The 23466-nt window shown below is 70.5% G+C and carries 26 protein-coding genes and 1 tRNA gene; 7 read left to right on the top strand and 20 right to left on the bottom strand.

Annotated features, from left to right (window positions below):
* Nucleotides 1-163: 163 nt before the first annotated feature.
* Nucleotides 164-760, bottom strand: coding sequence for a TetR/AcrR family transcriptional regulator (locus ACIBBH_RS19655; protein WP_399406451.1), 597 nt, complete (start codon nucleotides 758-760; stop codon nucleotides 164-166).
* A 531-nt stretch (nucleotides 761-1291) separates the two neighbouring features.
* Nucleotides 1292-2290 carry an RNA polymerase sigma factor RpoD/SigA gene (locus ACIBBH_RS19650; protein WP_399406200.1) on the bottom strand — a complete coding sequence of 333 codons (999 nt, stop codon included), beginning with the start codon at nucleotides 2288-2290 and terminating at the stop codon, nucleotides 1292-1294.
* Nucleotides 2291-2485: 195 nt separating this feature from the next.
* Here ACIBBH_RS19650 and ACIBBH_RS19645 point away from each other — a divergent pair, with 195 nt between their 5' ends.
* Complete coding sequence (locus ACIBBH_RS19645) at nucleotides 2486-3004, top strand: GNAT family N-acetyltransferase (RefSeq protein ID WP_399406198.1); 519 nt, start codon at nucleotides 2486-2488, stop codon at nucleotides 3002-3004.
* A 22-nt stretch (nucleotides 3005-3026) separates the two neighbouring features.
* Here the strand turns inward: ACIBBH_RS19645 and ACIBBH_RS19640 are convergent, their stop codons facing one another.
* Nucleotides 3027-3818 carry a dioxygenase gene (locus ACIBBH_RS19640; protein WP_399406196.1) on the bottom strand — a complete coding sequence of 264 codons (792 nt, stop codon included), beginning with the start codon at nucleotides 3816-3818 and terminating at the stop codon, nucleotides 3027-3029.
* Nucleotides 3819-3915: 97 nt separating this feature from the next.
* Between ACIBBH_RS19640 and ACIBBH_RS19635 the strand changes: the two genes are divergently transcribed.
* The gene (locus ACIBBH_RS19635) at nucleotides 3916-4425 is read left to right on the top strand and encodes a MarR family winged helix-turn-helix transcriptional regulator (protein ID WP_399406195.1); all 510 of its coding nucleotides are present in this window, start codon (nucleotides 3916-3918) and stop codon (nucleotides 4423-4425) included.
* A gap of 16 nt (nucleotides 4426-4441) precedes the next feature.
* On the opposite strand, the gene ACIBBH_RS19630 is transcribed toward ACIBBH_RS19635, so the two are convergent.
* Both ACIBBH_RS19630 and ACIBBH_RS19625 read right to left on the bottom strand, forming a co-directional pair.
* Complete coding sequence (locus ACIBBH_RS19630; protein ID WP_399406193.1) at nucleotides 4442-5968, bottom strand: MFS transporter; 1527 nt, start codon at nucleotides 5966-5968, stop codon at nucleotides 4442-4444.
* A 232-nt stretch (nucleotides 5969-6200) separates the two neighbouring features.
* Nucleotides 6201-6845 (bottom strand): TetR/AcrR family transcriptional regulator, encoded by a 645-nt coding sequence (locus tag ACIBBH_RS19625; RefSeq protein WP_399406191.1) that lies wholly within the window; start codon nucleotides 6843-6845, stop codon nucleotides 6201-6203.
* 427 nt (nucleotides 6846-7272) lie between these two features.
* Between ACIBBH_RS19625 and ACIBBH_RS19620 the strand changes: the two genes are divergently transcribed.
* The 4 genes from ACIBBH_RS19620 to ACIBBH_RS19605 all read left to right on the top strand — a co-directional run bounded on the left by ACIBBH_RS19620 (nucleotide 7273) and on the right by ACIBBH_RS19605 (nucleotide 10269).
* On the top strand, nucleotides 7273-8580 hold the full coding sequence (locus ACIBBH_RS19620) for a M6 family metalloprotease domain-containing protein (protein WP_399406189.1): 1308 nt from the start codon (nucleotides 7273-7275) through the stop codon (nucleotides 8578-8580).
* A 607-nt stretch (nucleotides 8581-9187) separates the two neighbouring features.
* A complete protein-coding gene (locus ACIBBH_RS19615; protein ID WP_399406187.1) occupies nucleotides 9188-9376 on the top strand; it encodes a hypothetical protein in 189 nt (62 codons plus the stop codon).
* Between the two features lie 27 nt (nucleotides 9377-9403).
* A tRNA-Arg gene (locus tag ACIBBH_RS19610) sits at nucleotides 9404-9476 on the top strand.
* 553 nt (nucleotides 9477-10029) lie between these two features.
* Nucleotides 10030-10269 carry a helix-turn-helix domain-containing protein gene (locus ACIBBH_RS19605; protein ID WP_399406185.1) on the top strand — a complete coding sequence of 80 codons (240 nt, stop codon included), beginning with the start codon at nucleotides 10030-10032 and terminating at the stop codon, nucleotides 10267-10269.
* Nucleotides 10270-10533: 264 nt separating this feature from the next.
* Here the strand turns inward: ACIBBH_RS19605 and ACIBBH_RS19600 are convergent, their stop codons facing one another.
* The 4 genes from ACIBBH_RS19600 to ACIBBH_RS19585 all read right to left on the bottom strand — a co-directional run bounded on the left by ACIBBH_RS19600 (nucleotide 10534) and on the right by ACIBBH_RS19585 (nucleotide 13003).
* Nucleotides 10534-10872, bottom strand: a complete 339-nt coding sequence (locus ACIBBH_RS19600; protein WP_399406183.1) for a hypothetical protein — start codon at nucleotides 10870-10872, stop codon at nucleotides 10534-10536.
* The gene (locus ACIBBH_RS19595; protein ID WP_399406181.1) at nucleotides 10869-11330 is read right to left on the bottom strand and encodes a hypothetical protein; all 462 of its coding nucleotides are present in this window, start codon (nucleotides 11328-11330) and stop codon (nucleotides 10869-10871) included. The genes ACIBBH_RS19600 and ACIBBH_RS19595 overlap by 4 nt, the downstream gene beginning before the upstream one ends.
* An 87-nt stretch (nucleotides 11331-11417) precedes the next feature.
* Entirely contained in the window at nucleotides 11418-12257 is an 840-nt protein-coding gene (locus ACIBBH_RS19590) for a helix-turn-helix domain-containing protein (RefSeq protein ID WP_399406180.1), read from the bottom strand.
* Entirely contained in the window at nucleotides 12254-13003 is a 750-nt protein-coding gene (locus ACIBBH_RS19585) for a DUF6879 family protein (RefSeq protein WP_399406178.1), read from the bottom strand. Before ACIBBH_RS19585 ends, ACIBBH_RS19590 begins: the two co-directional genes overlap by 4 nt.
* Before the next feature lie 116 nt (nucleotides 13004-13119).
* On the opposite strand from ACIBBH_RS19585, the gene ACIBBH_RS19580 reads away from it, so the two are divergent.
* Nucleotides 13120-13329: a hypothetical protein gene (locus ACIBBH_RS19580; protein ID WP_399406176.1), complete on the top strand. Its 210-nt coding sequence runs from the start codon at nucleotides 13120-13122 to the stop codon at nucleotides 13327-13329.
* 726 nt (nucleotides 13330-14055) lie between these two features.
* Here ACIBBH_RS19580 and ACIBBH_RS19575 read toward each other — a convergent pair.
* The 11 genes from ACIBBH_RS19575 to ACIBBH_RS19525 all read right to left on the bottom strand — a co-directional run bounded on the left by ACIBBH_RS19575 (nucleotide 14056) and on the right by ACIBBH_RS19525 (nucleotide 23458).
* Entirely contained in the window at nucleotides 14056-14388 is a 333-nt protein-coding gene (locus ACIBBH_RS19575) for a hypothetical protein (RefSeq protein WP_399406174.1), read from the bottom strand.
* A 75-nt stretch (nucleotides 14389-14463) separates the two neighbouring features.
* Entirely contained in the window at nucleotides 14464-14667 is a 204-nt protein-coding gene (locus ACIBBH_RS19570) for a hypothetical protein (RefSeq protein WP_399406172.1), read from the bottom strand.
* A 14-nt stretch (nucleotides 14668-14681) separates the two neighbouring features.
* Nucleotides 14682-15035, bottom strand: a complete 354-nt coding sequence (locus tag ACIBBH_RS19565) for a hypothetical protein (RefSeq protein ID WP_399406170.1) — start codon at nucleotides 15033-15035, stop codon at nucleotides 14682-14684.
* Nucleotides 15025-15357: a hypothetical protein gene (locus ACIBBH_RS19560; protein WP_399406168.1), complete on the bottom strand. Its 333-nt coding sequence runs from the start codon at nucleotides 15355-15357 to the stop codon at nucleotides 15025-15027. Before ACIBBH_RS19560 ends, ACIBBH_RS19565 begins: the two co-directional genes overlap by 11 nt.
* Entirely contained in the window at nucleotides 15354-16313 is a 960-nt protein-coding gene (locus ACIBBH_RS19555; protein WP_399406167.1) for a glycoside hydrolase family 25 protein, read from the bottom strand. The genes ACIBBH_RS19560 and ACIBBH_RS19555 overlap by 4 nt, the downstream gene beginning before the upstream one ends.
* A gap of 69 nt (nucleotides 16314-16382) precedes the next feature.
* Nucleotides 16383-17210 (bottom strand): hypothetical protein, encoded by an 828-nt coding sequence (locus tag ACIBBH_RS19550; RefSeq protein ID WP_399406165.1) that lies wholly within the window; start codon nucleotides 17208-17210, stop codon nucleotides 16383-16385.
* 60 nt (nucleotides 17211-17270) lie between these two features.
* On the bottom strand, nucleotides 17271-19826 hold the full coding sequence (locus ACIBBH_RS19545; RefSeq protein ID WP_399406163.1) for a right-handed parallel beta-helix repeat-containing protein: 2556 nt from the start codon (nucleotides 19824-19826) through the stop codon (nucleotides 17271-17273).
* 16 nt (nucleotides 19827-19842) lie between these two features.
* Nucleotides 19843-20478, bottom strand: coding sequence for a hypothetical protein (locus tag ACIBBH_RS19540; protein ID WP_399406161.1), 636 nt, complete (start codon nucleotides 20476-20478; stop codon nucleotides 19843-19845).
* Between the two features lie 12 nt (nucleotides 20479-20490).
* Nucleotides 20491-21426 carry a hypothetical protein gene (locus ACIBBH_RS19535; RefSeq protein ID WP_399406159.1) on the bottom strand — a complete coding sequence of 312 codons (936 nt, stop codon included), beginning with the start codon at nucleotides 21424-21426 and terminating at the stop codon, nucleotides 20491-20493.
* Nucleotides 21426-22583, bottom strand: coding sequence for a phage tail protein (locus ACIBBH_RS19530; protein WP_399406157.1), 1158 nt, complete (start codon nucleotides 22581-22583; stop codon nucleotides 21426-21428). Before ACIBBH_RS19530 ends, ACIBBH_RS19535 begins: the two co-directional genes overlap by 1 nt.
* Entirely contained in the window at nucleotides 22580-23458 is an 879-nt protein-coding gene (locus ACIBBH_RS19525; RefSeq protein WP_399406155.1) for a hypothetical protein, read from the bottom strand. The genes ACIBBH_RS19530 and ACIBBH_RS19525 overlap by 4 nt, the downstream gene beginning before the upstream one ends.
* Nucleotides 23459-23466: the final 8 nt, after the last annotated feature.

Here is a 23466-nt window from a genome sequence, read left to right as displayed (position 1 = left end):
TGGGGCGGCACGGGTGGGCGATGAGGGTCCCCCGCTCGAGCGAAGCCGACAGTGGTGCCGAGAGTGGGGGAGGCACCCCGTCAGCGCCGGGCCGCGCGGACCCCCCGGCTGCGGCTCACGGCGCCTGTCGGGCGGCCGGACGTCGCCCACGTTGCTGCGGCTCCTATGACGCCCCCGGCCAGGAAAACCCCCGCAACGCCTCAAGATTCCGCAGCGCCAGTGCCGCCGGGCCCTCCGGCCCGGAGGGCGGCGCGGAGCCGGCGGCCCAGGACTCGACGGCCACCCTCACCGCCGCGCCGGCCACGGCCGCGGTGAAACGGAGTTCCGGGGAGTCGGCGGCAACGTTGTCGGGACCTCCCCCAGTCGCTCGGCCCGCCAGGATCTCTGCCAGCGCCCGTTCCGACTCGTGGCACACCTCCGCCCACACCTTCCCCAGTGCCGGGCTCGTGCCGGCGAGGCGGACGAGTGCGCGGACCCACTCCCAGGAGGCGGCGGAGACGGCCTTGCCGGGGGTGAGGGTGTGGCGGACGGCGTGTTCCAGGGCCTCGGGGACGGAGAGGGCCGCCGGGGCTTCGCGGACCGCCTCCGCCCAGCGCTGGGCTCCCGCCGCGTAGAGGGGGGCCACCGCCTCCTCCTTGGTGGCGAAGTAGCGGTAGAAGGTGCGCGGAGCGCATCCGGCGGCCTGGGCGATGTCCTCCGCGCGGGTGGCCTTCAGGCCCCGGCTGACGAAGAGGCCGGCCGCGGCCCGCGCGATCTCCATCCGCGTCTCGGCCTTGCGACGTTCCGTCAGGGATCCGGACGACGGGGAGGAGGCGGAAAAGGGCTGGTGGGGGGTCTTGCCGACGGGGCGGGGCGTGCTCACGGCGGCAGGTTATGCCCATGTGGCAGAATCTGCCATCCGGTGGGCCACCCCGGGGTTCAGGTACGGGGTGACCCATCGCTCCAGCATGTCCGTGATACGCGGGAGCCGCGCAACGGCGAGGAGCCGGGCTCCGGCGCCCGGGGGGACAGGCGCCGAAGCCCGGCTCGGGGAAGGTCCCGGCGCCGGGGGGGATGTGCGGCGGGACGTGGCTCAGGGTGGGACCCAGAGTGTGGCTCAAGGTGAGAGAACGTCTCGCGTCACGTCTCTCGGAGGGCGGCGGAGGTGCGGTCCCGGGCACCGTGCTCCCGGGCCCTGAGGTGTTTTTCCCAGGGCCCCACGAGTTGAAGCGGCGCTACAGCGCCATGTTTGCGCGGTCTTCCGCCACCCGGCGTACGCGGTCGGCACACGGGCACCGGACGTCGCCGGTGGTTACGCCGCCGCGTCGAAGCCGGTGCTGCGGGCCAGCTTCTTCAGCTCCAGCAGCGCGTGCTTCTCGATCTGGCGGATGCGTTCGCGGGTCAGACCGTGCTCCTTGCCCACCTCGGTCAGCGTGCGCTCCCGGCCGTCCTCGATGCCGTACCGCATCTTGATGATGGAGGCCGTCCGCTGGTCCAGGCGGCCGATCAGGTCGTCCAGCTCCTCGCTCCGCAGCAGGGTCAGCACCGACTGCTCCGGCGAGACCGCGGAGGTGTCCTCCAGCAGGTCGCCGAACTGCGTCTCGCCCTCGTCGTCCACCGACATGTTCAGCGAGACCGGGTCACGGGCCCAGTCGAGCACGTCGATGACGCGCTCCGGCGTCGAACCGAGCTCGGCGGCGATCTCCGCGGGCTCCGGCTCGCGCCCGTTCTCCCGGTTGAACTCGCGCTGGACGCGGCGGATACGGCCCAGCTCCTCCACGAGGTGGACGGGCAGCCGGATGGTGCGGGACTGGTCCGCGATCGAGCGGGTGATCGCCTGCCGGATCCACCAGGTGGCGTACGTCGAGAACTTGAAGCCCTTGCGGTAGTCGAACTTCTCGACCGCGCGCACCAGGCCGGCGTTGCCCTCCTGGATCAGGTCGAGCAGGGGCAGGCCGCTGCGGGGGTAGCGGCGGGCGACGGCGACGACCAGGCGCAGGTTGGAGCGGATGAAGACGTCCTTGGCCCGCTCCCCCTCGGCGACCAGGGCCTCGAGCTCCTCGCGGGTGGCGTCCGTCTTGGACTCCTCGTACCCGTCGAGGATCTGCCGTGCGAACACACCCGCCTCTATGGTCTGGGACAGGTCGACTTCCTTGGCGGCGTCGAGCAGCGGTGTCCGCGCGATCTCGTCGAGGTACATGCCGACCAGGTCGCGGTCGGCGATCTCGCCGCCATGGGCGCGAACACTGCCTGCCGCGTCGGCCGTCTCGCCGGTGGCGGACTGACGACGGGCGACGGCACGGGTTGCCATGCGTGCTCCCTTGCGATGGTGAGGTCAGCGGGTGATCCAGGCGGACACTCGGCACTGCGAGAGATGAACGGTTGGGACTCTGCTCGAGTGCCCGGCATCCGAAGGAAACAACGACTGGAATCCGGACAGAATTCCCACCCGACCCCCGTTTTTTCTGATCATGCAGTACCCTGTCCGGCCACACGGGGAGGTGCGATGCCGCCGGAACGCACAGAGGTGCAGGTCAGAGCGGGAGTCGAGGGTGACCTCAAGGCCCTCACGGACATCTACAACCACTACGTACGTGAGACGCCCATCACATTCGACACCGCCGTCTTCACACCGGAGGAGCGCCGCCCCTGGCTGCTCTCCCACCCGGAAGACGGCCCGCACCGCCTGATGGTTGCCGTGGCGGCCGAGTCACAGGAGATTCTGGGCTACGCCACCTCCAGTCCCTTCCGTGCGAAGCCCGCGTACGGCACATCCGTGGAGACGTCCGTCTACCTCGCCCCGCACGCCGGCCGCAGCGGCATCGGCACGCTGCTGTACAAGGCCCTCTTCGAGGCCCTGTCCGGCGAGGACCTGCACCGCGCCTACGCGGGCGTCACGCAGCCCAACGAGGCGTCCACGCGGCTGCACGAGCGCTTCGGCTTCCGGTACGTCGGCACGTACCGGGAGGTGGGCCGCAAGTTCGGCCGCTACTGGGACGTGGCCTGGTACGAGAAGGAGTTGTGACCCGGCGCGTGGGTGCTCGGCCTCAGCCGAACTGCACCGACCGCTTCGCCATGCCCATCCAGAAGCCGTCGATCACCGACTTCTGCGCGTCCAGCTCACCGCCGGCCTCGGCGGCGCCCATCGTGACGAAGAGCGGGGCGAAGTGCTCGGTGCGCGGGTGGGCGTAGCGGCCCGCCGGGGCCTTGTCGAGGAAGTCCAGCAGGGCGTCCCAGTCCCGGGCCTCCAGCGCGCGCCGGCCCCAGTCGTCGAACTCGGAGGACCAGCTGGGCACGCCGCCTCCCGTGTACCGCAGTGCGGCCAGGTTGTGGGTGAAGAAGCCTGAGCCGACGATCAGCACGCCCTCGTCGCGCAGCGGGGCGAGCCTGCGGCCGATCTCCATCAGCCGCACCGGGTCCAGGGTCGGCATGGACACCTGCAGGACCGGGACGTCGGCGGCGGGGAACATCTCCACCAGCGGGACGTACGCGCCGTGGTCGAGGCCGCGGTCCGGGATGTCCTGCACGGGGATGCCGGGGGCGCGCAGCAGCTTGCGTACGGACTCGGCGAGCTCCGGTGCGCCGGGAGCCTCGTACCTCACCTGGTAGTAGTGCTCGGGAAAGCCCCAGAAGTCGTGGACGAGCGGGACGGTGGTGGTCGCGCCGAGGGCGAGCGGGGCCTCCTCCCAGTGGGCGGAGACCATCAGGATCGCCTTGGGGCGGGGCAGGCCGGCGGACCAGGCGGCGAGCTGGCCGGGCCAGACGGGGTCGTCGGCGAGCGGCGGGGCACCGTGGCTCAGGTAAAGGGCGGGCATGCGCTCCTGGGTGGCGGCGGACATGACGGCGACCCCTCTCCCTTTAACTCTCAAGCTTTACCACCACACCCTACGCCTCACTTGTTTAAGCTTCAAGTAGCAGCCTCGTACAGTGGGACACATGAACACGGCACCCGATTCCGCCGCACAGCACCGCTGGCTCACCGACGAGGAGCAGCGCGTCTGGCGCTCCTACCTGCACGCCACCACGCTGCTGGAGGACCACCTCGACCGTCAGCTGCAGCGCGACGCGGGCATGCCGCACGTCTACTACGGCCTGCTCGTCTCACTCGCCGAGGCCCCGCGCCGCAGACTGCGCATGACCGAGCTGGCCATGAAGGCCAAGATCACCCGCTCCCGCCTCTCGCACGCCATCGCCCGCCTGGAGAAGAACGGCTGGGTGCGCCGCGAGGACTGCCCCTCCGACAAGCGGGGCCAGTTCGCGGTGCTGACCGAAGAGGGCTACGACGTGCTGCGCCGCACCGCGCCGGGCCACGTGGCCGCCGTACGCCAGGCGCTGTTCGAGCGGCTGACCCCCGAGCAGCAGAAGACCCTCGGCGAGATCATGGAGATCGTCGCCGAGGGCCTTCAGCCCAACGAAGCGGGTGCCGACCTGCCCTGGCTCCGCTGAGGGAGCCACGGCCTCATCAGTGGGCGACCACCGGGACGGCCACCTCGTCCTCGACGCCCTCACCGGAGGCGACCGGGACGGCGCCCGGACGGCCGGCGTTGACGAAGGTCACCACGATCACGGCGGAGACCACGAGGATCCCGACGGCGAACCAGATGGCGTTGGTGTAGCCGTGCACCATGCCCTGGAGCTGGACCAGCTGCTGCTGCGGCTTGCCGGCCGCGGTCGCGATGTGGTCCTTGATGTACGAGGTCGTCGCCGAGGCGGCGATGGTGTTCAGCAGGGCCGTACCGATCGCGCCACCCACCTGCTGCGAGGTGTTGACCATCGCGGAGGCCACGCCCGCGTCCCGGGGCTCGACGCCCTGGGTGGCCAGGGACATGGCCGGCATGAACGCCGTGCCCATGCCGAGACCGAGCAGCAGCATCGCGGGCAGCAGCAGGGTCGTGTACGAGGAGCCGATCTCCAGCTGGGTCAGCAGCAGCATGCCGAGCGCGGCGACCAGGAAGCCGGGGCCCATCAGCAGCCGGGCCGGGACCCGGGTCATGAGACGGGCGCCGATCTGGGTGGAGCCGATGATCATGCCCGCGATCATCGGCAGGAACGCGAAGCCGGTCTTCACCGGGGAGTAGCCCTTCACGACCTGGAGGTAGTAGGTCAGGAAGAGGAAGAGCCCGAACATCGCGATGATCGCGAGGCCGAGGGAGAGGTAGATGCCACCGCGGTTGCGGTCGGTGATCACGCGCAGCGGCAGCAGCGGGGCCTTGACCCTGGCCTCGACGGCCACGAAGGCGAGCAGAAGCACCGCGGACGCCACGAACATGCCGATGGTCACCGAGTCGCCCCAGCCGTCGGACTCGGCGCGGGTGAAGCCGTAGACCAGGGCCACCAGGCCGAGCGTGGACAGGATGACGCCGGGGATGTCGAGCGCGGAGCGGTTGCGTCCGCCCTCCGGCTCACGGATGACGAAGTAGGCGCCGGCCGCGGCGATCACGGCGAACGGGATGTTCACGAAGAACGTCCAGCGCCAGTCCAGGTACTCGGTGAGGAAGCCGCCCAGGATCAGGCCGACGGCGCCGCCGCCACCGGCGATCGCGCCGTAGATGCCGAACGCCTTGGCGCGCTCCTTGGCGTCCGTGAACATCACGGCGAGCAGCGAGAGCGCGGCCGGGGCGAGCAGGGCGCCGAAGACGCCCTGCAGGGCGCGGGCGCCGAACATCATCGCGCCGGTGGTCGCCGCACCGCCGAGCGCGGAGGCGGCGGCGAAGCCGGCCAGGCCTATGACGAAGGCCCGCTTGCGGCCCCACAGGTCGGCGATCCGGCCGCCGAAGAGGAGGAGACCGCCGAAGGCGAGCGCGTACGCGGTCACGACCCACTGGCGGTTGCCGTCGGAGATGCCCAGGTCCTGCTGGGCGGAGGGCAGGGCGATGTTCACGATGGTCGCGTCGAGGACGACCATCAGCTGGGCGAGCGCGATGAAGACGAGCGCTTTCCAGCGGTTGGCGTCGGCGGTGCCGACGGCGGCTCGGGCTGTTTCGGACATGGAGGTACCCACTTCGGGACTTCGTGACGGAAAAATGCGACGAGAACGGAAAACGGTGACGAGTACGGAAGAAGTGAAGGCGGAACACGGCTCGTCAGCGCTGACGGCCGGAAAGTCTGAGGTCGGAGAGACTGAGGTCGGAGAGACTGAGGTCGGAGAGGCTGGCGTCGGAGAGTCTGGCGTCGGAAAGCCGGTCGTCGGTTGGACCGGTGGAGTCCGCGAAACTAATCGCTCAGGCCTGGCGCAGATCCTCCATGGTCGCGGCGGTGCCGGGCAGGACGGATCGGGCCGGGGCGCGCAGCCCGTCCAGGAACAGTTGCAGATGACGGTGTACGAAGCGGTCCAGGCCGAGGCAGGCGGTGCCGGCCGGGGGCCGGCTGAGCTGGGCCACGGCGACCATCAGGTCACCGACGCCCACGTCGGGCCGGAGCTGGCCGGCCCCCTTGGCGCGGTCCATGACCTCCTCGATGAGGCGTTCGGTCCTTTCGCGCGCCGCTTCCAGGTCGGGGTGATGCCGGTCGAACGTGCTGGCGACCATGGGGCACAGCGCACTGATCCGCTCGTCAGCGGCCGAGTGCACGAAACGCTCCAGGGCCTCGAAGGCGTCTCCGGTCTCCGCGAGCGCCTCCTCGGCCGCCCGCACCGTACGGTCCATGACCGAGCAGACGACCTCGCGGACGAGGGCGTCGCGGTCCGGGAAGTTGCGGTACACCGTGGCGTTGCCGACACCGGCCCGGCGGGCGATCTCGTCGAGCGGCACATCGGGGCCGTACTCGACGAACATCTCCCGGGCGGCGGTGACGATCCGCTCCCGGTTGCGCAGGGCGTCGGCGCGGGGCCGGGGCGTCCTGCGCTGTACAGGGGTCGCGGTGGACACGGCGTACTCCTGAGCTCAGCGGGTGGGGCGATCCGGGGAGCGAGTCCCCGTTTCGCTCGGACACACGACTAAACGGGGAAACGATCCCCGGTTATTTCCCGCCCGGCGGAAAAGTCTCTGTGACCCGCATCACACTCCTGGAGTCCTCCTGGAGATGCCGCATCCATGCCCCCGGATGCGCCGGATTCGCCCCGGGTTGCGCCGGATTACACCCCGGGATGTGCCGCATTCACGCCCCCCGGTTGTTCCGCATCCACGCCCCCGGTTGTGCCGCATCTACGCCCCCGGTTGTTCCGCATCCATGCCCCTACTCGCGAGAAACCCACGATCGGTCTCCCCCAGCGCGCGCCCGCCGCCCCGACGACACAGGGTGATCGCAAGGGTGCAGCCGACGACCGGCGGCTGCCGTGGAGCGGAAGGTCCCTGCATGCAGCCGCAGTCGTCCAGCGGCCGGCGTGCGCCGGGCGCATGCCGGATACGCCCGCGCCGTGTAGCCGCCCTCGCATCCGTGACCGCACTGATCCTCGCGGTCGGCACCTCGGCCGGCACCGGACACCTCACGGCGGATTCCGCCACCGCCGGGGCGGGCCCCATCGCCCTCGCCCGCTCCCCCGCGCTCGCCCGCTGCATGATCAGCGGCGGCTTCGACGTCCAGATGACCGAGGGCATACCCACCCCAGGCGGCTATGCCCACGCCATCGGCACGGTCCACGCCCTGACGCTGATGGTCGACTTCTCCGACGCGCCCGGCGAGGGCAGCGCGCTCGACCGTTTCCGCGAGTTCTTCCCGCAGACCGAGGAGTGGTTCCGCACCGCCTCCTACGGCCGTCTCGACTACCGCCCCGAGACACCGATCACCACCTGGCTGCGCATGCCCAAGCCGTTCAGGGCCTACGGCATAGAGCGCGGCGCCCCCTTCGACCCCGGCTACCGCCGGCTGGTCCAGGACATCGTGGCCGCCGCCGACCCCACCGTGGACTTCCGCTCGTACGACCTGCTGAACGTGCTGGTCACCCCGAACGCCGGCCCCTCCGCCCTGGACACCGTCCTGTCCGTGACCTTCGCCGGCAACGCGGAGGCGCCCGTGGCCGACGGCGTCCCGGTCGCCAACGCCTCCTTCGTCTACTCCCGCCAGGACGACGGCTCCGGCTCCTACGCGCAGACCGGCTACCGCGTCCTCCCGCACGAGAACGGCCACGTCTTCGGCCTGCCCGACCTCTACACCCAGGAGGGCGGGGGCGCGGTCGGCCACTGGGACATCATGAGCGAGGACTGGGGCGCCGACAACGACCTGCTCGGCTGGCACAAGTGGAAACTGGGCTGGCTGGACGCCTCCCAGGTCAGCTGCGCGGCGGCCCACAGCACCACCGAGTACGAACTGACCCCGCTGTCCAGGACCGGCGGCCGGAAACTCGTCTTCGTACCGTTCAGCGGCCGCAGCGGCTACGCCCTGGAACTGCGCACCCAGGGCGGCAACGACGAGGCCGTCTGCCACCCCGGCATCCTCATCTACAAGGTCGACGCGAACGTCGACACCGGCCGCGGCCCCGTCAGGGTCTACGACGCCCACCGCGGCTCCAGCGGCTGCACCCGCAGCCCCAACGTCCACGCGGAACTCTCGGACGCGCCGTTCGGACCCGGGGAACGCTTCAAGGATCCCCTGAGGGGCATCACCGTCGAGGTGGCCGGGGTGACTGCGGCGGGGGACTACCAGGTGCGGGTGACGCGGAGGTAGGGGATCACACACGCCTACCTGGGCCTGGTCGCTGCAGCTCCGGACGGCCGGACCTTCACCCTCACCCCCGGTTGGCGCCGGCTTGGCGGCGCGCAGCAGCGGCGAGCCGGGCGGCAGGTCAGGGGCTGGAAGATCCGTACGACGGGGTGGGTCAACCTTAACGGCCGATCTTGGTTTCCAAGGTTCGGTTGGCCGGGGTGTAGCAGCAGACGGCTGCGCCGAGTCCGAGAGGGAGCGTTCGACGACCCGTCTGCGGCCTCCCGGTTGCTGTGTTGGAGGGTCCTGTCCCTGGGCTTCCCACCCCTCTCCCGCACGACCCTCCCCCAGCTGGCGGCTGCGCACCTGAGGGCGCTGGCGGACCGGGTGCGGGAGTCGGCGGGGCCGGCAGTACTGGCGGACCCGGGCACCGGGCGGCCAGGAGCCGATGATCCAACTGACGGCCAGAGCCGCGACGAGCCGAGTCCTGTCACCGAACATCACGGTAGGCACCCGCCTCCCGGCCCGAGCGACATCCCTGGGCCGCGTACTCCTGGCGGACACGCGTCCCCCCAGGCCTACGCCCTGACCGACGAGGAACCGGAATCCGGCCTCCGCTCGATCGCGCGGGATGCACAGTCGCCGCCGCGAACATCTCCACCCACGCGGCCCGCCGCACCTCGACGACTGCGTCACCCACCTCCTCCCCGAACTGACCACCACGGCCACCCCCATCCAGACCGACCTCCACACCGCCTCCCGCGTCACCCACGTCCCCTCTCCCGGCCCCCACCCCCACCGAGGAGATCCGGTACGCTGACGCCTGTGGCCCACACGGCCACGATCCGCCTTCGTAGCTCAGGGGATAGAGCACCGCTCTCCTAAAGCGGGTGTCGCAGGTTCGAATCCTGCCGGGGGCACCGACCTGGACCGCAGGTCAGAGGCGGTGTAGGCCCCTCGTTCAATTCGAACGGGGGGCCTCTTCCATGATCAGATGCCACATGGATGCCACATCCCCACGTATCTCGTTTCTATCTCACCCGTACGGGTGACTGGACTCAGTGCTACCAGCACGTAAAGTAGCGCTCACGGAACGGGCAGGTGCGTCTCCCCACGCGCGCCTGAGACGCGCGTTCCGCAGTCCTGCACGGTGCTCGGCGGGGAGGCCGGCCCGAGCAGGCGGAGGGCCCCCGTCGTTCTTGTCGGCGGGGGCCCTTCTGCGTCCAAACGTAAACCGCCCCGGGGGCGTGGGCACCCGGGGCGGGACGCTTTGACCGAGTCGTAGCGTCTAACGGCCGATTAGGTGGAGACGCGTACACCCGTCTGGCCGCTTCGTTTCCGCGCGCACCCCGGATCACCAGGGGCGGAGCGGTGCCTGTGCAGTTCCCATCTCTCAAGATCATTAAATTTGCCTGGCTGGGCAAAGACAACAGGCCATGATCAATACAGCGTGAGCGGGTGCCACTCGATCCCATGCCCGACTGGGTACTCACCCGCTGCCGGGAGATCGGGTTACGCATCCGTGAGGGGCGCCTCGAGGTCGGCCTCACACAGCTCGCGCTTGGCGAACGCATCGGTCGCGATCACCGCACCATCCACCGCTGGGAGTACGCCCTGGCCGTGCCGAACCTGCAGGACCTGCTGCTCCTGGCCGACGCCTTGGGCGTACCGCTCGCCGAGCTGCTTGGTGAGCGGCCACCCCGACGGGGGTGACGGGGTGGCCGCCCGTCTCCAGCGCCTGACCCACGCCATCGCCGTCGTTAAGGTCCGCTGGAGTCAAACCCGGCCGTCGCGCGTCGGCGTGCGCCACGGCCGGAGGCCGGTATCAGCGCCGTGACTTCGGCGCCGTCTGCTGAGGTGCCCGCCGGCAGAGCCGCGCGTGCACGACGATTTCGGCGCCAGCGGCGCTGGCGCCATGGTTCTGGATCTCTTCCGTCTCCTCGCCGGGACGGATCGGTTCGGTACAGCGTGCGCAGTTCATCGGCGTAGCTCCAGGGCGAGGGCGTGCAGGGCACGGCGTGTTTCGCAGAGGTTTGTGTTGTCCACGCACTGCTCGCATTGGCCAGGATGCGAGTTGCGCGCGGCCAGTACGGCGTGCCGAGTGCAGGGCCGGCAGGCGCGCGGGAACCAGTGGACTCCGTCGGTCTCGCGCTCGCCGAGGTCGATGGCTGTGGCGGTGGACAGTGGCTCGCCGCTCCACACGCACTCGGCGCCGCGCGCCCTGGCGTCGGGCAAGATTTCCAGGGGTGGCACGAGGATGAGCGGCAGGAGATCGGCCGGGATGTCGACCAGACCCCTAGTCTCGGCGCTTGTCACGCGAGAGCCTCCCGTTCGGGGCGGTAGGCGCCGGGGCTGAATACGGCGCCCAGCAGGGTCGGATCGGTGAGCCGGCCGGAGCCGTCCGGGATCTCCACCCACCAGCGGTGGCGCACCGAGAAGAGGACGGGCGGGCTCTCGAGGGCCCAGCCGACGGGGTGGATAGTGATCTGCCGGAGGTCGTCCAGGTCGTCGGTGACGGTGGGCGGCAGGAGCCACCAGGCGGTGCTGAGGCGCGTGTCCGCGAGCACCGGGCCGAGGCTGTCCGTGGGGATCTGCTGCATGGCCTGCAAGGAGCTGGAGAGCGGCGCCTCGGCTACTCGCCAGTGTGTGCCTGACGGCAGCTCGGCGAACTCGCGAGCGTCCCAGGCACGTTGAGCGTCGGCGGCATGCGTAACGCAGGACAGGAGCCAGTCCTGGCCGGCCTTCTGCAGCGGATAAGCGGACGGGGTGGCCATGAGCAGCACCGTAGAGACGTCGGCGAATCAGCGTGCAGTCTGATTCGCGAATATTCGCCTACGGGTCGCCGTGATGCTCGGTGATGCTCACGCGAGGTCGGTGAAGTGGGCGCGGGCCCGGGCGATGAGGCGCCGGGCTTGGGTGCCGTAGACGGCGGACTTGTCGAGGGTGTCCCAGACGCGGCGGTACAGGGCCAGGCTGTCGGTGTCGTTCAGCCACATCTCGGCGTGCCACTCCTCCACGATGGCCAGGCGGTCGTCGTACAGCCAGAACCCGTTAGCGGGTGGGATGGCCAGCTGCGCGCCGAACGGGACCACGCCGAGATGGACGGTGTCCAGTCCGATGACCATGCCGAGCTGGTCCAGCTGGGACGCGTGGACATCGGGCGGGGCCAGGCGGGCGTGCAGGGCGGCCTCCCAGATGAGGATGTGGAAGGTGCGGCCGGGCTGGAACAGCAGTTGCTGCCGGCGGACTCGCGCACGGACGGCGTCTTCGATGTCCTTCGGCGAGTTCTGCAGCTCGGCGTAGTGGGCGAACACGGCACGGGCGTAGTCCGGGGTCTGCAACATGCCGACGACCATGGCGCCTTGCCAGGCGCGTAGTTCGGACGACTGCTCGTATTCGACGGTGAGCGTGTCCTGGACCGGGCGGTGGCCGGCGCGCAGCTGGCGGCGCCAGGACCGGGTGTGTGTCTCGAGGCCCTGCAGGCGAGCGAGGAGTTCCTCGGCAGCCTGGGCGTGGCCGGTGGCCTGGGCCCAGGCTGTGAGGTCCTCAGGGGTGGCCAGCTGCTTGCCGGTCTCCAGCTTGGAGACCTTGGCCTGTGGCCACCCCAAGGCGTCTGCCAGCTGGCGCTGGGTTGCGGGGCCGCGTAGTTCTCGGAGCCGTCGGCCGAGGGCCTCGCGGGCCTGCTGGAAGTCGGTGGTCACATGGGCAAGCTACCCAAGGCCTCCTCGTAGGGCACGGCGTGATGCCAGGCGGCCTCGCGGGCCTGGGCGTAGCGGAGGACCTGGACCGGATCGGTGATCAGCTCAATGGAGCCCATCTCGTCATCGTCGCTGAAGTGCAGGAGGGCGACGACACGGGAGTCGAAGATCCAGAAGTCTTCGCGAGGGAGGTTCAACTCCTCTGCCTTGGCACGGGTGAGGAAGCGAATGTCCTCGCCGCATGCCATGTTTCGCGGGGTGTTCTCGCGCAGCAGGTACAGCTGGCCCGGGGTGATCGGCTCATCGAGGACGCGGACGCGCTGGAACCGCTTGCCGAGGTCGGCCTGCTCGCGACGGCTGCGGCACCAGGGATCCTCGAGGTCCCACTGCACGGGCTGGCCGGCTTCGAAAGCCTGATACTCCCGCTGTCGTTCGTCCCAGGCGTAGCGGCCTCGGGTCTCGAGGCGCCAGGTGCTGTGGCGCAGGGTGGTGAACATGCGGCCGAACTCTTCTGCGCTGATGATCTGCGGCACGTGGACGGCCTCCTTGGGGCCGAAGGTGGCGAGGAGTTCTCGGGGCACGGTGACGGCTCCCTCCCCTGCGGTGAGGTTCTCGAGCTGGCCGAGTTCGGCAGTGTCGGTGACGCGGTCGCCCTGGACCACCCACTGGTCCGTGCCGGCGATTTCGTACAGCGTCGGGCAGCCGTCGTTGCCGGAGTTGGTGCCGACCTTCCACAGTCGACGTGCCATCGCGGTGTCCTTTCGTCGGTCGGGTGATCTGCCCGCGCACCGTAGCCGCCGGGCGGCCTGGCGCAACAGGGCGCCGCTGCAGGGCGGTTGTCGGTGGTGCTCCGTACTCTTATCGCATGTCCCCCGATGCCTTCGGCCATGGTTCCGTGCGGTCCGCGCACGAGCTGAACCTTGAGATCCGGGAGCTGTGGCAACGGTCTGGTGGCGGGCTCGGCGCGGCTGACCGGGCCCGGTATGAACGGCTGGTCGCCGACTGGGCGGAGGCCTTGCGCCGGGAGACCGCGGGCGGTGCCGAGCACGACGAAACGGCCCTCGCCCTCCCGTAGGAGAGCGAGGGCCGGAGTCTGGGGGGCGTCAGGCGATACGGCGGCGTTCCGCGGGTAGGCCGAGCAGTGCGGGGGATTGCGTCGGGGAGGGCGTGGGGTTATCGGGCTGGCCGGCGCCGTCTCGCCGGCAGACCAGGGCGTCCGGGTCCCAGTCCGGGGCCTGCAGGGAGTAGCCCGACGGGCAGGTCTGGCCGTCCCTCCCGTCCTTGCCGTCAGCGCCGTCCTTCCCGTCAGTTCCGTCCTTGCCCGGTGGGCCCGCTGGCCCGGACGGCCCGGGCGGTCCTGCGGGCCCGGTAACGGCGGCGCCTGGGGCGCCTGACGGCCCAGAGGGGCCGGAGGGGCCGGAGGGGCCCGCAGAGCCTGGGGACGGCGTCATGGTTGGGGCGGGCTTGCCCGGGTCGCCCTTGGGCCCCTGGGGGCCCGCGGGCCCAGGCACTGGGACGGGGACCTTGGCACGTGCCGGCAGATCGTCTACCGCGCGCGATGGGTCGGGGGCTGCCGGCGTGCCCCCCTTGGCTTGGATCTGTGCGCGCAGGACGCGCACGTCCCCAGCCAGTGTGGAGACGGCGTCGCCGCGCAAGTTGGCCTCGGACGCGAGGGCGTCAGCGCGGCGGGATTCGGCGTCGACCTTGAGCCAGACGAGGACGACCGCACCTGACAGCACGAGCAGGACGGCGGCGGTGGCGAGGGATCGCCACCGTTGCGCGAGGGCGGCCTGGGTCGTGTTCACGTGGGTTGCCCTCCTAGCTCGACAATGCGCTGCCGAAGCCGGTCATTCTCGGCGGTGAGCGTGTTGATCTGTCCCTGCAGAGCAGCCTTGTCGGCGCGCTCACTGGCGAGTTCGGCGTACGCGGCGGCGAGGAGCCTTTCGTTCTCGGCGAGTTTCACCTGCAGGCCGTTGCGCTCTTCCTGCAGGTTGTCCACAAGGGTCGAGTACCCGCCGAGGACGGCGCCTGACTGGCTGGCCGCGTTCGCGCCGCGGTGCCCGATCACTGCGGCGCCGGCGGCTGCGAGCCCGACGACGATGGTTCCGACAGCGCCTAGCGTCGCAGCGTCCACGCGGTCCTCCGGTCATGCTGTGGGGGGTGTGAGCCCGGCCGAGGCCTGCGTCACCCGTTGCCGGTGTGCCTGCTGTCAGGCACCGGTGATGTAGGTGCCGCCTCCAGCCGAGGGCTTGTTCGGCACGGCCCAGGTGATGCCGTAGGCACCGAGAATGGCGAGAACGATGGTGACAGCCTCGGAGGTGGTGATCTGTCCGTCCTGGACGGCGGTGACGACGGCGGTGGCGCCGGCAGCCAGGCCAGAGGCGATCGCCTTGGCGACCTTGGAAATCTTCACGTTGGTCTCTTTTCTCAGACGGGCTGCGCCAGTTGGCGGCAGCCGATGACGGTTCCAGTGGAGTTGCGGACCTCGCGGTACGGGACCAGGAGGTCGCTGCGGCGCGGCGCCAGGGCGAGGGCCACCGGCAGGGAGACGACCAGCGACGTGCCCTTGCGGGCGGCCGGGATCTCCTCGGCATGGCCGTACTCCACCAGTTCCACCGGGACGCCCTCCCGGTACTCGGTGGACAGCGGCACCATGCCGAGCCGGGCCGGGGTGCGTTCGGGCTCGATGACGCGCAGGAGCCCGGGCTCCAAGTCGTCCAGGCCGTCGGGCCGGTCGAGGGCGTACAACCGGATCGGGTGTGGCGTCAGGTTAATGATCAAGGGGGTGCCACCTCGAGGTCAGGCCGGGATCCATACGCCATCCCGGACAAAGCCGTGCAGGCCGCAGCATCCAGAGCAGGCTGGGCTCGAGGTGCAGGGGCTCGCGGGAGACGAGGGTGTGCCTGCTCGTCCCGGCCGCCACCCAGGGCCCGTGCACTGTCCGTTCTGGCGGTACGTCGCGGAGCGCGGCGCACCGGTGCCAAAACATCGGGTTGGTCTCGTGGTCCAGCCAGCCGAAATAGATGTCGTCGGTCAGCTTGGTCATGCTGACCGTTTCCAGGCCTGGCCAGTCGACCGGCGGGGTGCTGCGGTCGTTGCTCACGACTGCAGGGCGTCGCCGAGCTGGGCGAGGGCGGCCTTGGCACCGGCCTCGGCTGCGGCCTGGATCTCGGCGGCTGTCAGGCCGCTGCCGGCGCCGAGGGCGGTGACCAGTTTGTCGATCGTCGCGGCCTGGGCGCCGAGCTGGGCGAGGATCGCGGTGGTCTGCTCGGCCGCCTTGCGTGCGTGGGCGTAGCCGGAGGCGAGCGCGGTCTGTACCTGCATCTTGCCGTCCGCGAGGCCCTTGTCCTTGGGCCAGGTTGTCTTGGCCCAGTCGGGGACGGTGATCTGGTCGGTGGGCTGCATGTCCTTCTCCTCGGTGTGCGTGGCGCTGCCGGCGGCCCAGGCGCGGAAGTCGGCCTCGGACATGTAGGCGATGGAGCGGTCCACGGGCTGACTGGTGAACTGCCAGATGAGCGGCATCCGTCCGGACGGGCGGGGTTGGCTGGCTGCCTCGGCTCGGCTGTAGGCAGCCGCACCCCAGGGGTATGCGGGGTACCAGAGGGGCGCGTCGGCGGGAGCGCGGCCGGCGGCGATGTCGTCGGCGGAGGTGTAGATGCCGACGCGTTGGCCGGGATACGCGGCCTGCACAGTGGCGATCCAGGTGGTGGCCCAGGCGCGGATCTCGGCGTTGTTGCGGCCGGCGTAGTTGCGGCCGTCCGAGTACCTCTCAAGGTCCAGCCAGTGGGTGTATCCGGGCTTGGCGTACGGCTTGACGGTGGCGATGTAGTGGGCGGCCTCGGCCTTGGGGTCCTGGTTGGGCCAGGCGAAGTGGTAACTGCCGGCGACCAGGCCGGCGGCGAGGATGCCCTTGATGTGCGTGGCGTACTTGGGATCTACGGTGCGTGTGCCCTCGGTGGCCTTGGCGAAGGCGAACACAAGGCCGCTCTGGCGCAGGGCGCCCCAGTCTTGGGTGCCCTGGTAGGCGGAGACGTCCATGCCGCGGCATGTGGCAACCATCGGCACCTCCTGAAATGACGAAGGCCCCGGCCAGAGGCGCGAGGCGTGCGGTGTGTGGTGGAGCGGCCGTCAGGCGGCCAGGCGGAACTGGTAGACGTCGACCTCGCGGCGCAGCGTCTGGTAGGTGGACAGCCGCATGCGGAACCAGCCGTCGATCCCCCATGAGGGGCTCCAGGAGTTCGGCAGGGCCAGCACGGTGCGGTCCAGGTCCACGTCGCCGCCGGAGGTCAACCGCAGCGTTTCCAGGACGGCGCCGCACACCTCGTGTCCGCCGTCGAGCGGGCTGCGCTCCCAGCCAGCGGAGTCGATGAACCCGTTGTGATCGGGCTCGAAGAACTGCCGGTGCCAGGGCAGGCCGAGGATGACGGGTCCGGTCTGCAGCGCGGACAGCACGCCGAGCGCGGAGGTGGCGGTGCGGTAGTTGTCGAACCAGCCGCGGGCCTTGCCGTAGCGGGAGACGCCGAGGCCCGAAGAGCCGCAGTCCGTGACTGGGTACTCCACATCACGCCACTGGTCCTCCTGCGTGCCGCCGGAGTACCAGCGGATCGCGAACTCCTCGGCGGCCACGCTGTCACTGGTGTGGAGGCCTATCTCCTCGAGGCGGCCTGAGTCCAGCACGGCTGACAGGGCGTAGGTGGCGCCGTTGCCGGTGCAGGATCCCAGCTCCTTGGCTGCCGGTGCGCCGGGCAGCAGCTGGGCCACGTCGATGCCCTGAGCGTCCAGGTTTGACTGGTCCAGGATCGGGACCTTGGGCATCCATTCGACGGGGCGCAGCTTGGCCGGGTCGATCTCGGGTGTGGTGTGGTTGAGGGAGCGCCGGTCCAGGACGAGGTGCCGGCCGCACAGCGGGTGCAGCGGGTACTCGCGGACGCGGGTGATATGCGGGGGGCGGGGCATGCAGGCCTCCGTGGTCATGGGGCAGGCCGCGGTGGGACCGGGGCGGTGCCGGGACGGGAGTCAGCTGACGTAGCCGTAGGCGAGGATGCCGCTGCCGGCGCCGAAGGCCCCGGCCGTGAATCCGGCGCCGGAAACGGTGGGCGGAGTGCTCAGGCCGGTGTCGGTGCCGCCGAACCCGGGCGAGACCTGGGCGACGACGTCCGGGTTGGAGCCCTCCGAGATGAGGCTCGGGTTGGTCGTCGCCTTGATCATGAAGCCCAGATAGTGCAGGCCCGCGTAGGTGGTGGTGTAGCTACTCGCGGTGCCTGCGGTGGTCTGGGCGATCGCCAAGGTCTTGACCGTGTTGGCGGCCCAGGCGGCGGTGAGCTGGTCCGCTGTCCTGGCGAGCGCCTTGCGGCTGGAGTCGTGCAGCGTAAACCACCAGTTGACTGGCGTGCCGGCGGCCGTGCCACCGGACACAAAGGTGATGCTGGAGATGATCAGGCCCTTGGGCAGCCAGATCGGCACCAGGTACAGCGTGCCGCTGGTCGGCGTGGACGAGGTGCCCAGCCGCAGGCGGCTGGTCGTCTCGTACCGTCCGGACGGTCGCAGGGCTGCCTCGAGCGCGGACTGGGGGACGACGTCCAGGTCCACGAGGTTGGAGCCGGGCAGAGCGGTCATGCCGCCCGGTCCGGTGACGGGCGCGGCCGTGGACACGCTCATGGCCGTGGATGCGCCCCAGTTGTTGCCGCTGAAGTCGTTGTTCAGGACGCTGCAGCCGGTGGCGCTGGCGGCCATGGACAGGGCCGAGGAGGCGCTGCCGGTGAGCTTGCGGACGCTGTTGCCGACGACCAGGCAGCCGGTGGCGTTGGTGGACAGCCGTATCCCGGAGGAGGCCGGCGAGCGGATGACGTTGCCGGTGATCGTTGCGTCCGTGGCATTGGTAGAGCCGTCCGCGCCCTGGCCGATGAACACTCCGAAGTTGCTGGAGGTGCCGTCGACCGTGTTGCCGGCGATCGTGACGCTCACCGACCCGGACGCGTTGAGGGCGTTCGAGCCGGCCGCCCGGATGACGTTGCCGGTGATGGTGGCAGCGTCGGAGTAATGGGCGTAGATGCCGGTGGACGTCGTCGTGTCGACCTGGTTGCCGGAGATGTTCGGGGCTGAGCAGTGCTCGCAGTGCACGGCGTTGCCGGTGATGGAGCGGATCACGTTGCCGGTGACGGCCACTCCGGTGATCTTTGAGGTGGCGTAGCCGAGGACGCGGATACCGCTGTCGGTACCAGCGCCTTCGATCGTGTTGCCGCGCACGGTGATGGTGTGCTGGGTGATTGCGGTGGTCGCGGGGTCGGGCTGGGTGACCTGGACGCCGGAGTATCCGGTGCCGGTGATCACGTTGTCGGCGATGACCGCGCGGCGCCAGCCGTAGCCGTAGATGCCTTCCCGGAGGGTGCCGTCGATGCGGTTGCCGATGACCTGGATGTTGTCGAAGGTGACGCCGGCGGACACGGTGTGGCTGCCGACTGCGCGGCCGAATACGCCGAGCCTGCTCGAGGGCCCGAAGTAGCAGCCCATCACGAGGACGTTCTTGCTCGCCGTGTTGTCGAAGGAACCGATGGAGCTGCTGCCGCTCTTGGCGATGTCGATCTGGATGGCCTCGCTGAACTGCCGGGCGCTGGTGCCGGAGTTGTCGCGGTAGCCCTCGAAGCGGCAGTTGATCGCCTTGGCGCCGTCGGTGGAGTTGAACTCCAGGGCGTGGGCGCTGCTCACGTTGCGGACCGTGGCGTCTTTGACCGTGGTGTCAGAGCAGTGCACGAAATTCAGCACGTCGGTCTCGGCGGTGACCGTGCCGGTGGATCCGTCGCTAGCGTTGCCGTCCCAGATGCCGCCGAGGACCTGGATGTGGGAGTGGCCGGCGTAGCCGCTGAACGTCTCGGTGCTGAGGAAGTTCCGCAGCAGGCCCGCACCGGTGCCGATGGCCTTGAGGGTGGCTCCGTACGCCCAGATCGTGGTGTTGTCGTACACGACCAGAAAGGTGCTCACGCCGTAGGTGCGCCCGGGCGGGATGTAGACGATGCCGCCACCGGCGGTGTGTGCGGCGTCCAGCTGGGCCTGGATCGCGGCGCGGTCGTCGGCGATGCCGTTGCCGGTGGCTCCGGTGACGGCGAACCAGCGCACGGCTGACTGGTCGTTGAGGTTGGGTGCGGTGATCGGCTGGTCGAAGGTGACTGCACCGTTGAAGGTGACGGGGCCGGCCGCCTCCTGCGGGTCGGTGGTCTCGAGGTCCAGCTTGCTGCTCGCAGCGTCCAGCGCCTGCTGGGCCGTCTGCAGGGCGCCGGAGGCGACCTCGCGGCCGACCTGGTACCAGCGCACCGGCTGGCCGCTGGCGTCCAGGTACTCGTACTGGATCTCGGCGACGTCGGCGGCCTTGAAGGTGCGGATCGCCCCAGGCGCGCTGGAGTCGGTTGAGTTGCTGCGGAGAGTGGCGATCGGGGTGGTGCCGTCCTCCTCAAATAGGGCGGTGACGACCGCGCCTGTGCCGGCGACCTTGACCAGGACGGGGTAGTCGGGGACGACGTTGCCGGCGCTGTCGGTAAGGACGTCGGCGGGGGTTCCGCCGAAGGTGTAGAGCGGCATGCGTTGGGCGCTCCCTTCAGTCGAGCCAGTAGGAGCCGGAGATGTCCACCCAGGAGACGCCGGCGGTGCCGCCGGACACCTGGCTGCCGTCCTGGCTGTACCAGATGAGCGAGCCGCGGCCACCGAGCGCGTTGGCGTCCTGGTCGGGGCTGAAAACCTCCACGCGGCCTACGCCGGTCATGGCGTCGCCGGTGAGGCTGGCGCCGCCGGCGAAGGAGGATATTTGCTGCGGGATGAACGCCGTGGGGACCGTGGCGAGCTTGACACCGGAGGCGGCGATCAGGCCGCTGTCGGTGCGCTGGATCCGGCCACGCAGGTGGACCTTGCCGCGGTCGATGCGGCCCTCGGGCGTGGTCTGCCCTGCCTCGAACCCGGAGACAAGGGTGAGGGGCTGCCAGTCCGCGAGCGGCTCCCACACCGTGATCCAGGTGTTGGTGTCGCTGCTGACCTTGACCCAGGTGGTGCCGTCCAGGGCGACGACGACCGTCTGGGCGGGCGCGGTGGAGTACTTGGAGTCTCGGTCGGCCTGGTCGTTGGCGTGCTGCCACAGGTGCGGGTCGATCGCCTCGGCCAGGTCAGCGAGATGGCCTGGCATGGTGGGCCCATCGCCGCCACCGGGCACGGGCAGGTTGGCGTATCCGATGGTCGCCAAGGTGGCCTCCTCCTAGGAGAACGTGATGGTGAGCTGTCCGCCGGTGACGGCCATGTAGTCGGCTGCGCCGCTGGCGTAGATGGCCAGGCCCTTGGCGGACCCGGAGGCCAGAGCTGTGACCCAGCTCTTGGGGAGCGTTGCGGTGCCCTTGGCGCCGGCGGACAGCCGGAGCAGATCCTCCGGTCCGTCACCCAAGTCCAGCTGGCCGGACGGCGGCGAGGCGTAGCTGTGGAGGTACACGTGAAGGGGGCGCTTGGCGTTGACGCCGGCCCCCGCCTTGCGGGTGAACGCCACCTTCATTCCAGCCACGGTCTTGCCGGCGCAGGCGGAGCTGATCGCAGAGCCGTAGAACCAACCTCCCCTGCGGTTGCCGCGGCCGGTCCAGTCGCCCTGTACGGGCGTGCCCGCGTAGTCATCCGGCTTACCGCCGCGCCAGGACCCTGATGCCGTGGGCGAGATGGTGACGGGCTTGGGCGTCGGGACTCCGGGGGTTTCCGGTGACGGATCGGAGGCGTCGGCGACCTGGAAGTAAATCTCCAGCTTGCCATCCACCTTGCGCATATAGACCGCGGTCGCGGCCTGCCAGCCGCTGCCCGCCGGCACGCTGGTGCCGTAGGTGGCTGCCCGTACGACCTGGACGTCCTGAGCGGCCTGTGTGGCGGCCTTCTGCAGGTCGGCGGCATCGGTGGTGGCGGGATCGTCGCCGAGCCGCCACAGGACCACCGGGACGCTGGAGAGCCGTACGGCAACCCAGTCTCCGGCGGCCCGGTTGCGGTAGGAGTCGGGGCAGGCCACCTCCATCAGTAGGGAGCCGTCGCCGAGCTGCAGGTTGACGCGGCCGGACTCGGTGACGTCGGCCACCTGCAGGGAGACAACGTCGCCGCCCGTGCCTGTCGCGGCCAGCACCGCGGCCAGCCGGTCGGCCTCGCCGCCCAACGGGTCGGCCATCACAGCCTCCTCGCGGTCGTACGGGTCTTGCAGGACATGGAGGCCGCGCCGAGCGTGTAGCTGAGGGAGTCGATGATGTGCCGCTCCCACACCTCCGGCTGCACTTCGACAGCGACGACGTCGCCGGGCTCGAGGGCCGGATTGCAAACGCTCGTCAGGGACAGACTCGCCTGCACGCCGAGCGAGTCGGCGAGCTTGGCCCGGGCCACCTGCAGCGCCTGGCCGTAGTCGGTGATGACCGACGAGGAGTAGCGCTGGACGCGGACCCGTACGCCGTTGAGGCCGAGGCGCTGCGGCGCGCCGGGGTCGTTGATCGGATCCGGCCCGGCGAAGGTCAGGGAGTTGGGGTCGTCGTCCCAGGCGAAGGCGGGGCCGACGGCGGCCGAGCCGTCGCCACCGTCGCCGGAGACGGCCCACACGTTGGCCAGGCCGTCGCGGGTGGTCTCCGGCTGCGGCTGGACCAGGGCGCCGCCTACACCGCGGGCGATCGTCCAGACCACCGGGTCGTCCAGAGTGGGCACCGGGCCCACGGTGATGACGCCTCGGGCGTCCGCCCATATCTCCCCCGCCAGCGCGGCCGCGATGCCCGTGGCCGTACCGGTGGAGTCTGTGCCGGCGGACAGGACGGCCCAGCGGTCGTCGGAGGCCACGAGTTGCGGGACCTGGGTGTCAGGGTCTACGCCCGGGCGCCAGGCGACGGGAACGCCCGGGAGGGCCTCGGCCACCAGGTCGGTCACGAGCGTGCGCGCCGGCCCGGGCCCGACGGTGCGGGCGACCGGGAACGCGGCGTCCCGCAGGTCGTCCTCCAGGCCGTCCAGCTCGAGGCTGATCCCGCGCAGGGTCTTGCTGGTGTGGGTGACCGAGTACCGACCGGCCGGAAACCACACCGGGTCCTGGCGGGGCAGCTGCACGCCCTGCCATAGGCGCACGTTGGTGGTGATGGAGTTGATGCCGTCGCGTCCCTCGGCGACGCCGAGGACCTCGGCCTGCCCGCTGTAGCGGGTCTCCGCGGTACGGTCCGCCGTGATCGAGGCGGACTGGGCGACCAGGCCGCACCTGGTCCAGGTGGTGCCGCCGTCGTTGGACCACTCGGCGTAGTACGGCCGTCCGATCGCCTGGGGCAGCGCGGCCAGGACCTCGGGGGCGATTGGCATCATCCGAGGACGCCGTTCGTCGCCAGCTGCTGGTAGTTGGCGAACGTCGCCGCCACCGCGTCGCAACTGGCGTAGTTGGCGGCGAGGATGTCCCAGGACCAGCCGGGCAGGCGCATCGGCTGGCCGGCGGTGTCCGGGCGGGCCACCTCCCGCACGCTCGCGGTGAACGTGCGCGCCCCGTCCGGGGTGGTGTCGACGGCCTCGGCCGGATCGGCGAACAATACGAACTGGTCCGGACGCCGGGCCGCGCCGCGGGTTTGGATCAGCCGCACCCCGGGCGTCGTCAGCAACCGGCGCAGCAGTTCGATCTGCGTGCCCTCGGCGTCGATGGTGATGTCCGAGGACGCGGCCGCGTAGACGTCCTGGCTGGTGGCCGGGTACGGCGAGCCCGCAACGTCGGCGGAGTCGATCCTCGAGGCCCACTGCAACTGGGGCCAGGAGGTGACAGTGACCCGGGCGGACAGGCCGGGCTCGTCCAGCGACTTGATCCACACATCGGCGGGCGGGCTCGGCTCACCCACGGTGACGGCCAACGAGGACGACGGACCGGTGCTGCCGTTGGCGAGGATCGGGGTGGCGGTGTAGACGACCGCCACCCCGAGCGGCGCCTCGTGGTCGTACGCGGCGCCCACGCCCTCGATGGCCCATGCGGTGTCAGCCGACCGTACGGGGACCGCAGCCTGGCCCGGGTTGGTGCGCATGATGCGCACCTTGCGGACGTTGGCCGCCTGGGCGTACGGGGTGGCCGCGCGGTAGTCCACGCCGAGCACCACCCCGGCATAGGTGCCATCCACGCTGGCCGTCAGCCACCCGTCGGGGCTGACGGCCGGGGTGGGCGGGGTGATGAGCGGCGCGGACGGATCCACGATCATCGGCATCGGGGGTC

It is taken from the genome of Streptomyces sp. NPDC051636, assembly GCF_044453765.1.
Taxonomy (GTDB): domain Bacteria; phylum Actinomycetota; class Actinomycetes; order Streptomycetales; family Streptomycetaceae; genus Streptomyces.
This window is presented reverse-complemented; position numbering and strand designations above follow the sequence as displayed.